We start from the raw sequence: 11,408 nt of genomic DNA, 5'->3' as shown, positions 1-11,408 counted from the left end.
ACGGGCGACGGACGAGAAGTCGATAAGGTGACACCTGTGACCGACACCACTACATTTCCCGTACCCGACCTCACCGGTCGTTCCGCTCTCGTCACCGGCTCCAGCCGGGGTATCGGATTGGGCATCGCCACCGAACTCGCCCGTCGCGGAGCCGCCGTCGTCATCACCGGCCGCAAGCCCGATGCCCTCGAGGCCGCCGCAGCGCAGATTCGCACCGTGGTCCCCGACGCGCGGGTCACCGCGGCGCCCGGCAACACCGGGGACGCCGCACACCGGGCGGAGGCCGTGGCCGCGGCGGTGTCGAACGGCGGGATCCACATCCTGGTCAACAACACCGGCATCGCGCCGACCGCGGGACCCCTGATGGACGCCGATCTCGACGCTGTCCGAAAGACGTTCGACACCAACGTGGTTGCGGCGCTGGGCTTCGTCCAGGAGGCATACCGAGCGGGTATGGCCGAGCACGGAGGCGCGGTGATCAACGTGGCGTCGGTGGCCGGGCTGCGGTCGACCGGCGTGATCGCCGCCTACGGCGCGTCCAAGGCAGCGCTGATCAGGCTGACCGAAGAACTCGCCTGGGAACTCGGACCCGCGGGCATCCGGGTCAACGCCATCGCACCCGCCATCGTCCGGACCAAGTTCGCCGACGTGCTCATCAGCGGCGACAACGAGGCCAAGGCGGTCGCGCGGTACCCACTCGGACGTCTCGGCGAAACCGAGGACATCGCCGCCGCGGCAGCATTCCTGGCCGGCGACGGCTCGTCGTGGATCACCGGCGAGACACTGCGGATCGACGGAGGCCTCATGGCCACCGGCACCGTGTGAGTGACGTCGCGCGGGCCGGGTGTGAGGGTGCTGGGGTAAGGGTGCTGGGGTGAGGGGCCCGGCCGCGATCGTGATCGGTGCCGGACCTTCCGGCCGGGCACTGGCCCATCGGCTCGCCCATCACGGCGTGCCGGTGACGCTCATCGATTCGCGCGTCGAACGACGATGGACCGCAACGTATGCGGCGTGGACCGACGAGCTACCGGCATGGCTCGACGACTCGGTGATCGCCGCACGGACGGCGTCGGTGGCCGCCCATGCGGTCCACCGGCGTCACATCCCACGCGGTTACAGCGTCTTCGACACGGTCGGGCTGCAACGACGCCTGCACCTCGACGGCGTCGACGTCGTCGAGGCCCGGGCGCGGCACGTCGCCCCCGACCGGGTCATCACCGACGGCGGCACCGTCCATCGCGCCGGGACGGTGTTCGATTGTCGGGGCGCGGCGGCCGACGGCCCGTCGGCCCGGGCGGCCCCGCGCCAGACGGCATTCGGCATCGTGGTCGGACGCGACGAGGCGGCGCCGGTCCTCGACGGCGCCGAGGCGGTCCTCATGGACTGGCGAGCGCCGCGACACGGTCCGCCGTGGAGCCCCCGCGGCGCGGCACCGTCGTTCCTCTACGCCGTACCCGTCGGCGACGACGCGATCCTCCTCGAGGAGACCTGCCTGATCGGCCGCCCGGCCCTGCCGGTCGCCGAACTCGCCGACCGCCTCACCGTCCGCCTGGCCGGCCACGGCATTTCCGGCGACGGCGCACGGCACCGTGAGCGGGTGTCGTTCCCGGTGCTCGTCGCCTCGCCCACCCCGTGGCGTCTCGAGCCGCTGCGATTCGGCGCCGCAGGCGGATTCGTGAATCCGACCACCGGATACGGCGTGGCGACCGCGCTGCGGTGGGCCGACACCGCAGCACGGGCGGTCGCCGACGACGAGGACGCCTCGGAGGTGTTGTGGCCGTGGCGTGCACGGCAGGTGTGGCGTCTGCGCCTGCGCGGGGCCGCGGTCCTGCTGGGTCTCGACCCCGTGCAAACCGTTCGGTTCTTCGACGCCTTTCTCGCGTTGCCGCTCGAGTCACAGCGCAGCTACCTGAGCGAACGCGCAGATCTCACGGGCACCCTTGCCGCGATGCGCCGGGTGTTCGCGGCTCTCGATCAGCCCACCCGTACCACCCTCGTACGACGAACGATGCGCGGCCGCACCTGATCGGCGTGACCATCATGGTTCTCGCGGGACCTTGGTCCCCGTTTCGTCGCGCGGTTTGAGGGCGCCCTGCAACTAATGTTAGCCTCGCCTAACACCAATCCGGTGCCGGGTGTCGGCGGCAGCGCCCCGACTCGCATCTCGAAGGACATCCCATGAAGGTCTGCGTGGTCGGCGCCGGTCCGTGCGGTCTCACGACCATCAAACAACTCCTCGACGAAGGCCACGAGGTGGTCTGTTTCGAGAAGAATCCGGATGTCGGCGGGATCTGGCTGCGCGACGCCGACGGCGCGGACGCCGCGCAGATGAAGGCCTACGACACCCTGATGCTGACCATCTCGATGAAGCTGATGGCCTACTCCGATCATCCCCACGTCAGCGACGGCAGTCGGGGTGAGCGCGAGTTCTATTCGCGGGCACAATATTTCGACTACCTGAAGGGATACGCCGAACGGTTCGGTCTGCTCGAGCACATCCGAGCCGGTCATGAGGTCGTCGATGTCACCCGTGACGGCACGACGTGGCGGGTCGATGTACGCGACGCCGGAGACGCCGCCGGAGCCGTCCGTGCCGAAAGGTTCGACGCGGTCGCGGTGTGCTCGGGGCCGTTCGCCACGCCGAATCGCGACATCGCCGAGCTCGAGGGATTCACCGGGGAGATCGTGCACTCCAGCGAGTACCGCAACAACGAACGTTTTCGTGGAAAACGCGTCCTGATCGTCGGGCTCGCCGAGTCCGGCGCCGACATCGTGCGCGAGGTGGGTGACGTCGCCGCCGCGGCGACGCTGTCGATCCGCTCCTACAACTACCTGCTGCCCCGGATCATGAACGGCGACCGCACCACCGACCACGGGACCGTCCGGTCGCACCACCACGAGATGCTGCGCCGCTCGAGCGACGAGCCGTTCGTCCTCGACACGTTCTGGGGAACGAGCACGATCGCCAAGGCCGTGTTCCTCGCGGTCTCGGTCGTCCTCGGGGTGGTGACGACCGCGCTCGGCGCGGTCCGGGTGGCAACCGAACGACTCGTTCCCGCCCGCCGCCGACCGAAGTCTGCACTGAATCCGATGGGCGAGCCGATGTTCCCGCCCAAACTCGACGTGGGCACCGTGCACGACGACGCGAACTTCGAACTGATCCGGACCTGGAATCGACGGTCGCATCCCGACGGCAGCTGGGCACAACGCACCATCTTCTGCAAGAACGTCAGTTTCATCCCGCACCTGGTGAGCGGGCGGGTGACACTCAACGACCGCGGGCTCACGCACTCGCAGGGCACCGCGATCACCTTCGGCGACGGCACCTCCGCCGAGTTCGACACGGTGGTGCTGTGTACCGGTTTCACCAAGGAGTCGTTGTCGATCGGCGACCTACAGGTCAAGGACGGCAACGTGCGCAACCTGTACAAGCACTTCCTGCATCCGGAACACCAGGGCACGGTGGCCTTCATCGGCTTCGTGCGTCCGTTCTCCGGCGGAATCCCGGTGTGCGCGGAGATGCAGGCGCGGTACTTCGCCCGGGTGCTCAGCGGCACACTCACCCCGCCCGCCGACATCGACGAACGCATCGGGCGTGAGAAGGAGTGGGAGGAGTACTGGACGGCATTGAGCCCTCGGCACACCGAAGCGATCCCGTCCCAGGTGCTCTACCTCGACGCGCTCGCGCGTGAGATCGGGTGTCTGATCCCGATGCGGATGATGCTCACCAACCCGAAGCTGTTCATCCAGCTGTGGTTCGGCAGCTTCAACCCTTCCTGTTATCGCGTGGTGGGGCCGCACAATCTCGGCGACGCCGCCCTCACCGACCTGTATTCCGAACTCGTCGACAACCGCCGCGAGATGGCCTTCCGGATGTCGATGCTGCAGCTGATGCCCACCCACATCCATCCCGAACACATGATGTGAGTGTTCACGGGGCACATGATGTGAGTGCTCACAGGCGGGTGTCGACGGGCTCGGATTCCAACGCCAGCACCCCGAAGACGCACTCGTGCACCTGCCAGAGCGGGGCTCCCGCCGCGTGGCGGGCCAGGGCCTCACGGCCCAGCCGATACTCACGCCCTGCCATCGACCGCTTGTGCCGCAGATCGCGAGATCGCAAGCGCGCCAGGTCATCGAGGTACGACGGCCCGTAGACGATGCGCAGATACTCACGCCCACGGACCTTGACCCCGGCCGGCGGCAAACGTCCGGCAGCGTCGCGCACCGCATTGGCGAACGGTTTGACGACCATCCCCTCGCCACCCGTCGATGTCAGATCGGCCCACCACTGCTCCGCAGCCGCACACGAGCGCCGATCATCGACGTCGACCACGCGGTGGCGGGTTCGGGTGAACACTCCGTCGTCGGCATCGGCGAGGGTCGCGGCGGCGTCCAGATGCCATGCGTGCGAGCGTGACTCGAGGGTCATCTCCCCTGCCGAGCCACCCCCGCAGGCCAGCACCTCGAATGGCGCGATGCGAACGTCGTCGATTCCGGCGCCCGGGTGCACATGGCCCGCGTAGGCGTCGGTGAACGCGCCGAGGTCGGCTCGACGACGCACGAGTGCGTCGAGGTCGGCGTCCAGCGCCAGGCCGCGGGCCTGTGCATGGGCCAGTTCGCTCTGCAGCACCTCGCTTTCGGCCCGGCCGGCCGCGGAGACCTCGGCGAACTCGTCACGAACCAGGCTCTCGCCCTTGATGTTCCACGGCAGCAGCTCGGCGTCGAGGATCAGCCACGTCGCGTCCAGCCGGTCGAACAACCCAGTGGCCGCGGTGCGCGCCCGCGCGAGGAGCGCGTGCTCGTCGGAGCCGTCGAAGAAGGGCCGACCGGTACGCGTGTACAGAGCGCCACTGCCACCGCGCACCCCGAAACAGCGCAACGCGGTGTCCTTGTCGGCGGTGAGCACCATGATCGCGCGCGACCCCATGTGCTTCTCCTCGCACATCACTCTCGAGATGCCCTGCTCGCGGAAGAACGTGAATGCGGCGCCGGGACTCTCCAGGAGATCGTCGCGATCGGAGCCGATCGGACTCATCGTCGGCGGCAGGTAACGCAACCATCGTGGGTCGACGGAGTATCGCGACATCACCTCGAGTGCTGCCGCCGCATTCTCGGCGCGAATCGACACCGGTGGCCCGTATCCGGTTCGGATGGAGCGCTTTCCGACGACGTCGGCAAGGCGCAGCCGTGCACGCACGCGGTCGTCGGCAGCGCTGTGCCCGTAACCGAGCGGGCGTCCGGCATCGAAGTACGTCGCCCGTGCCGGCACCGACACGACCTCCCGCTCCGGGTAACGCACCGCCGTCAACGCGCCTCCGAACACGCATCCGGTATCGATGCAGATCGTGTTGTTGACCCACGCCGCCTGCGGTACCGGAGTGTGTCCGTACACGACCTGCGCCTGCCCGCGATAGTTCCGGGCCCAGTCGATCCGCACCGGGAATCCCCAGCGGTCGGTCTCACCGGTGGTCTCACCGTAGAGCGCCGCGCTGCGGACCCGCCCCGATGTGCGTCCGTGGTAGCGCTCGGCGAGCCCCGCGTGCGCGACGACGAGTCGTCCGTCGTCGAGCACGAGCTGGGTGATCAGACCGTCGAGGAACTCCGTTGCCTCGGTGCGGAACTCGTCGGTCGTCTGTGCGAGCTGCGCCAACGTCAGGTCGGCGCCGTGTCGCGCGCGGATCTCGGCACCACCTGACCCGCGCCCATTGCCCGGTCCGGCGCGGAGCAACCGCACCAGCTTCTCCTCGTGGTTGCCGCGCACGCAGAGTGCGCGGCCGGCATCGACCATCGCCCGCACCACCGCGATGACCTGCGGGCTGTCCGGACCACGGTCGACGAGATCGCCGACGAAGACCGCCGTGCGGCCCTGCGGGTGTTCGGGGACGCCGCGGACCCGGCCATCGTCACCCACCTCGACCACCCAGTCGAGGGCCCGCAGCAGGTCGACGAGTTCGGTGGCACATCCGTGGACGTCGCCGATGATGTCGAACGGCCCGTGCAGATCGCGCTTGTCGTGGTACAGGCGTGTTCGGACGACCTGGGCGGCGTCGATCTCGGCGACTCCGTCGAGATGATGGACGTACCGGAACCCTTCCTTGCGCAGCACTTTTCGACTGTTGCGCAGCAGGTTGTACTGCCGTGCGAGGACCCCCTCGTCGGTGCCGGTGACCGATGCTCTCCTGGTGAGCTCGCCGCGCGGGACGTCGAGGATGATGGCGACCGCGAAGACGTCTGCCTCGCGTGCGAGGTCGAGCAGCACCCGACGGTCCTCCGGACGCAGCGAGGTCGCGTCGACCACGGTCAACAGTCCGCGACGCAGACGCCGTCCGGCGACGTCGGAGAGCACCGCGAAGGCATCGGCGGTGGCCGACTGATCGGTGGGGTCGTCGGCGACCATGGCGCGCAAGGCATCCGACGACAGCACCTCGGTGGTGTCGAAGTGACGGCGAACGAAGGTGGACTTGCCGGAGCCGGACACTCCCACCATGACCACCAGGCACAGGTCGGGGATCTCGAGGACGGTCATGGTGTCACTCCCTCCGCAGATCGCGCGGGATCGGTGCGGGTGAACACGGCGTACTGGGTCGGCGACCCCGCCTCGGCGTCCCGGTCACCGATTCCGCCACGGACATGGGTGTAGTCGAACTCCGCCGAGACCTCCGCGCACCAGTCGGCGAACTCCGTACGGTCGAACTCGAAACGGTGATCGGGGTGACGCAATTCGCCGGCGGCCAACCCGTAACGGGCATTGAACTCGCGGTTGGGCGTGGTCACGACGACGGTGGCCGGGGCCATGTCGTCGAACACCGAGGCCATCGCCACCGGCAGCCGCCCTCGGTCGATGTGCTCGATGACCTCCATCAGCACCACCGCGTCATATCCGGAGCAGCGCGGATCGGCGTACATCAGCGACGACTGCCAGAGCTCGACCTGCCGCACGAGTTCCAACCGTCGCGCCGCACGGTGCAGTGCGTCGGACGAGACGTCGACACCGGCGAGCCTCGGAATCGGGGTCTGCGCCGCCAGTTCGGCCAACAGTCGCCCCTCACCGCACCCGACATCGAGGACAGACCGCGCACCGGAGGCCGACAGCAGTCCGATGACCTCCTGGGCCCTTGTGTGCGACAACCGGTTCCCCGGCTCGCTGACGTCGGGGGTCGGCTCACCCGATCCGGACACCATGGTGATCGCCTGGTCGGCCAAACCTGGCAGATCCTTCAGGTAGGCGCGGGTGATGGCCGCGGCGTGCGGGTGAGCGGGCAGCCACATGTCACCGAGCCGCACCAACTTCTCTATCTCGGCGTCGTCGACGAAGTAGTGCTTGACGCGGGCGAGAACCGGCAGGAGCACGGCGAGATGCCGCAGGGCGTCGACGACGCGAAACGATCCGCGCACGGTGAGCACCCCGTGGTCGGAATTCCCCCATTCCACCGGCACCAGCGCCTCGCGTGTCATCTCGACGGTCCAACCGAGCGGCTCGAAGAGATCCTCGGCACTCACGTTGTCGGGGCCACCGGGGCACGGAACCGCAGCGGCGCGCACGGTGAGGTCCCACGCTCGGTCGACCAGCTCGGGCCGCTGGTGGCAGCGTCCGGCCAGTGCGTCACCGAACACCTTGCCCAGAGCGACCACCATGCGGGTGGACGCTTCGTACGGGACGGCGGTGACGTATCGCGATGTCCCGGAATCGCGCGTCGGACGGATGCCGATGCCGTCGACATGCATCGCGACCCGGCACCGGTCGTCGTCGGCGATCGGGTAGAAGACGGTGGCCACGCCCTGGCTGGTCGGGAACCGCTGTACCCGATCGGGATGCTTGTGCAGCAGGTACCCGACGTCGGTCGCCGGGCCGTCCGGTCCACCACGTACTTCCAGGGTCATCAACACGCCGACCACACTATCGGTGGGGGCAAACGGTTTTGGCCGGTCAACTGTGTCGCAACAGCCGCCAGCGGTCAATCATCTCCTCGACGTCGACGGTGCGGCACACCAGATGTGAGGCCGGGCCCACGCTCGGACGCAACCGGTCCTGCTTCACCCGGGTGTTGAAGTCGGTCAGGATCGTCCGGACCACGCCTTCGTCGGCGATGCCGCGCAACGACTCCGGGAAGGTGTCGCGCTCCTTGCGCAGCTGCAGGGTGGGTGGCAACAGTGCGGTCGAGTCGAGGTCTTCGTCGCGGATCTTCTGCTTGGCCCACCAATCGGGGTCATCGAGTCCGGACAGGTTGAGCGGCTTACCCATTCCGGGCAGATTGTCGAACTCGCCACGCTCGGTCGCCTCGCGGATCATCTTCTCGACCCGTGACTCGTGACGCTGCGGACGCCACCGCCGTACCCGTCGGAAGTGTCCCTCGGGTCCGGTGGATGCGGGCTCACCGCCGTCCGGTCCGGTCACCGGCCGCTAGACGGTGAACCCGAGGGCGCGCAGTTGCTCGCGGCCGTCGTCGGTGATCTTGTCCGGGCCCCACGGCGGCAGCCAGACCCAGTTGATCTCGACCTCGGTGCACAGTCCGCTGTTGACCAGCGCACCGCGGGTCTGATCCTCGATCACATCGGTGAGCGGGCACGCCGCCGACGTCAGCGTCATGTCGAGTTTCGCGACGGCGTCGTCGGTGATCTCGATGCCGTAGACGAGTCCGAGATCGACGACGTTGATGCCCAGTTCGGGGTCGACGACATCGCGCATGGCCTCTTCGACGTCGTCGAATTGCGGCAGCGACGTACTCGGGCCGGTCGGCGCCGGGTCACCGGCTGTGGTGTCGACGTCGCCCGCGTCGGGATTGATGCTCATGCTGTCTCCGCTCCTTGCGATGCTGGTTGCGATTCGAGTGCCTCGACCGATCGTGCCAACGCGTCCTTGAACGCCAGCCATCCCAGGAGGGCGCACTTGACCCGGGCCGGATACTTGCTCACGCCGGCGAAGGCGATGCCGTCGCCGATGACGTCTTCGTCGCCGTCATCCTTGCCGCGCGAGGTCATCATCGTGTTGAACGAGTCGACGGTCGCCAGCGCCTGTTCGACCGGCAACCCGACGATCTGGTCGTAGAGCACCGACGTCGAGGCCTGGGAGATCGAACAGCCCTGTCCGTCGTAGGAGACGTCGGCGACGGTGGTGCCGTCGTCGCTCAGGGCGACCCGCAAGGTCACCTCGTCCCCGCAGGTCGGATTGACGTGGGCGACCTCGGCGCCGAACGGCTCGCGCAGACCACGGCCGTGCGGATGTTTGTAGTGATCGAGGATCACGTCCTGATACATCTGCTCCATCCGCATCAGGCATTCACCCCGAAGAAGTTCTGCGCCTTGCGGATCGCTGCGGCGAGCGCATCGACCTCGTCGAGGGTGTTGTATGCGGCGAACGACGCGCGTGCGGTTGCGGCGACACCGAACCGCTTGTGCAGCGGCCACGCGCAGTGGTGGCCGACCCGGATGGCGACTCCCTCGTCGTCGAGGATCTGGCCGAGATCGTGGGCGTGGATTCCGTCGACGACGAACGACACCGCTCCCCCGCGGTCGGTGGTGGTGGTCGGGCCGATGATGCGCAGGCCACCGATCTCGCCGAGTTGCGACAACGCCCGCTCGACCAGTGAGTGCTCGTGTGCGGCAACGGCGTTCATGCCCAGCAACCGCAGGTAGTCGACCGCCGCGCCGAGGCCGACGACCTGTGAGGTCATCGGTACACCGGCCTCGAACCGTTGCGGTGCGGGCGCGTACGTCGACATCTCCATCGACACGGTCTCGATCATCGATCCACCGGTGAGGAAGGGCGGCAGCGCATTCAGCAACGCCTGCTTGCCGTAGAGCACGCCGACACCGGACGGTCCGAACATCTTGTGTCCGGAGAAGGCCGCGAAATCGACGTCGAGTGCGGCGAAGTCGACCGGCATGTGCGGCACCGACTGGCAGGCGTCGAGGACCACCAGCGCACCCACCGCACGCGCACGGCGTACGAGTTCGGCGATGTCGGCGACCGCACCGGTCACGTTGGACTGATGGGTGAACGCCACCACCTTGACGGTCTCGTCGAGGTCCAGTGAGTCCAGATCGATCCGTCCCGCGTCGGCCGATTCGCCGCCGGTGACCCCGTACCACTTCAAGGTGGCACCGGTGCGGCGGCAGAGTTCTTGCCAGGGAACGAGATTCGCGTGGTGTTCGAGTTCGGTGACGACGACGGTGTCACCCTCACCGAGTGCGCGGCCACCCAGGACATCGGCGCTGCGGTCATCGCCGAGGGTGTAGGTCACCAGATTCAGGGCCTCGGTGGCGTTCTTGGTGAACACGATCTCGTCGGGGGCGGCACCGACGAAACCGGCAATGGTCTCCCGGGCGGCCTCGTAGGCGTCGGTCGCCTCTTCGGCGAGCTGGTGCGCACCGCGGTGGACCGCGGCGTTGCGGGTCGTCAGGAACTCACGCTCGGCGTCGAGAACCTGCAGAGGCCGTTGCGAGGTCGCCCCGGAGTCGAGGTACACCAGCGGTTTGTCGTCCCGGACGGTGCGCGCCAGGATCGGGAAATCCGCACGCACTGCGGCGATGTCGAGGCCGGTGGTCCCGGACCCGACGGCGTCTGCGGAGAGAGTCACGAGTGCTCCTTTCACAGACCCGGCGTCGTGCACCGGGTCAGCGGCTCGCGGCCGCCGAGGTGAAACGTACGTAGCCGTTGTCCTCGAGTTCGTCGGCGAGCTCCGGGCCCGCGGATTCGACGATGCGTCCCCCGACGAACACGTGGACGTGATCGGGCTTGATGTAGCGCAGGATTCGGGTGTAGTGCGTGATCAGCAGGATGCCGCCGTTCTCGGACTCCTTGTAGCGGTTCACGCCTTCGCTGACCACGCGCAACGCGTCGACGTCGAGGCCGGAGTCGGTCTCGTCGAGAATCGCGATCTTCGGCTTGAGCAGGTCGAGCTGCAGGATCTCGTGGCGCTTCTTCTCGCCACCGGAGAAGCCCTCGTTGACACTGCGTTCGGCGAAGGACGGGTCGATCTCCAGGGCGGTCATCGCCTCCTTGGTCTCCTTGACCCAGTGGCGCAGCTTGGGGGCCTCACCGCGCACTGCGGTCGCCGCGGTCCGCAGGAAGTTCGACATCGACACGCCGGGCACCTCGACGGGGTATTGCATCGCCAGGAACAGTCCGGCACGCGCGCGTTCGTCGACACTCATCTCGAGGACGTCCTCGCCATCGAGGGTGATCGAGCCCTGGGTCACCTGGTACTTCGGGTGCCCGGCGATGGCATAGGACAGCGTCGACTTGCCGGATCCGTTGGGCCCCATGATCGCGTGCGTCTCGCCGGAGCTCACGGTCAAATCGACACCCTTGAGGATGTGGATGGGTTCGGCGTCGGCGTCGCTCTGCGCGACGTTGACGTGCAGGTCACGGATTTCCAGTGTGCTCACGATTGATTCCTTGATGG

10 protein-coding genes are annotated in these 11,408 nt (G+C 67.9%); 3 read left to right on the top strand and 7 right to left on the bottom strand.

The window, feature by feature from the left end:
• Positions 1-36 precede the first annotated feature (36 nt).
• The 3 genes from P3L18_RS08910 to P3L18_RS08900 all read left to right on the top strand — a co-directional run bounded on the left by P3L18_RS08910 (position 37) and on the right by P3L18_RS08900 (position 3,927).
• Positions 37-825 (top strand): SDR family oxidoreductase, encoded by a 789-nt coding sequence (locus P3L18_RS08910; RefSeq protein ID WP_276113897.1) that lies wholly within the window; start codon positions 37-39, stop codon positions 823-825.
• Positions 826-874: 49 nt separating this feature from the next.
• Entirely contained in the window at positions 875-2,026 is a 1,152-nt protein-coding gene (locus P3L18_RS08905) for a lycopene cyclase family protein (protein WP_014359961.1), read from the top strand.
• A 152-nt stretch (positions 2,027-2,178) separates the two neighbouring features.
• Positions 2,179-3,927, top strand: a complete 1,749-nt coding sequence (locus tag P3L18_RS08900) for an NAD(P)-binding domain-containing protein (RefSeq protein ID WP_276113896.1) — start codon at positions 2,179-2,181, stop codon at positions 3,925-3,927.
• A 28-nt stretch (positions 3,928-3,955) separates the two neighbouring features.
• Here the strand turns inward: P3L18_RS08900 and P3L18_RS08895 are convergent, their stop codons facing one another.
• Genes P3L18_RS08895 through sufC form a run of 7 tightly spaced genes read right to left on the bottom strand, consistent with a single transcriptional unit; the run spans position 3,956 to position 11,391 of the window.
• Entirely contained in the window at positions 3,956-6,529 is a 2,574-nt protein-coding gene (locus P3L18_RS08895; RefSeq protein WP_276113895.1) for a polynucleotide kinase-phosphatase, read from the bottom strand.
• Entirely contained in the window at positions 6,526-7,890 is a 1,365-nt protein-coding gene (locus tag P3L18_RS08890) for a 3' terminal RNA ribose 2'-O-methyltransferase Hen1 (protein ID WP_079929644.1), read from the bottom strand. The genes P3L18_RS08895 and P3L18_RS08890 overlap by 4 nt, the downstream gene beginning before the upstream one ends.
• Positions 7,891-7,930: 40 nt before the next feature.
• Positions 7,931-8,398, bottom strand: a complete 468-nt coding sequence (locus tag P3L18_RS08885) for a DUF1992 domain-containing protein (protein ID WP_006370321.1) — start codon at positions 8,396-8,398, stop codon at positions 7,931-7,933.
• Positions 8,399-8,404: 6 nt separating this feature from the next.
• On the bottom strand, positions 8,405-8,794 hold the full coding sequence (locus tag P3L18_RS08880) for a metal-sulfur cluster assembly factor (protein WP_006370320.1): 390 nt from the start codon (positions 8,792-8,794) through the stop codon (positions 8,405-8,407).
• Complete coding sequence (gene sufU / locus P3L18_RS08875; protein WP_006370319.1) at positions 8,791-9,273, bottom strand: Fe-S cluster assembly sulfur transfer protein SufU; 483 nt, start codon at positions 9,271-9,273, stop codon at positions 8,791-8,793. Before sufU ends, P3L18_RS08880 begins: the two co-directional genes overlap by 4 nt.
• Positions 9,273-10,580 (bottom strand): cysteine desulfurase, encoded by a 1,308-nt coding sequence (locus P3L18_RS08870; RefSeq protein ID WP_079929637.1) that lies wholly within the window; start codon positions 10,578-10,580, stop codon positions 9,273-9,275. The genes sufU and P3L18_RS08870 overlap by 1 nt, the downstream gene beginning before the upstream one ends.
• Positions 10,581-10,617: 37 nt before the next feature.
• Positions 10,618-11,391, bottom strand: coding sequence for a Fe-S cluster assembly ATPase SufC (gene sufC, locus P3L18_RS08865; protein ID WP_276113894.1), 774 nt, complete (start codon positions 11,389-11,391; stop codon positions 10,618-10,620).
• Between the last annotated feature and the right edge of the window lie 17 nt (positions 11,392-11,408).

It is taken from the genome of Gordonia sp. N1V (assembly GCF_029269935.1).
In the GTDB taxonomy this organism is placed as follows: domain Bacteria; phylum Actinomycetota; class Actinomycetes; order Mycobacteriales; family Mycobacteriaceae; genus Gordonia; species Gordonia polyisoprenivorans.
Note: the sequence above shows the minus strand (reverse complement) of the source record. Positions and strands in the feature narration are given on the sequence as shown.

Excerpts from the sequence above, each read along its gene's own strand:
- P3L18_RS08900 (WP_276113896.1), top strand. The coding sequence starts at position 2,179 with ATGAAGGTCTGCGTGGTCGGCGCCGGTCCGTGCGGTCTCACGACCATC.
- P3L18_RS08895 (WP_276113895.1), bottom strand. The coding sequence starts at position 6,529 with ATGACCGTCCTCGAGATCCCCGACCTGTGCCTGGTGGTCATGGTGGGA.
- P3L18_RS08880 (WP_006370320.1), bottom strand. The coding sequence starts at position 8,794 with ATGAGCATCAATCCCGACGCGGGCGACGTCGACACCACAGCCGGTGAC.
- sufU (WP_006370319.1), bottom strand. The coding sequence starts at position 9,273 with ATGCGGATGGAGCAGATGTATCAGGACGTGATCCTCGATCACTACAAA.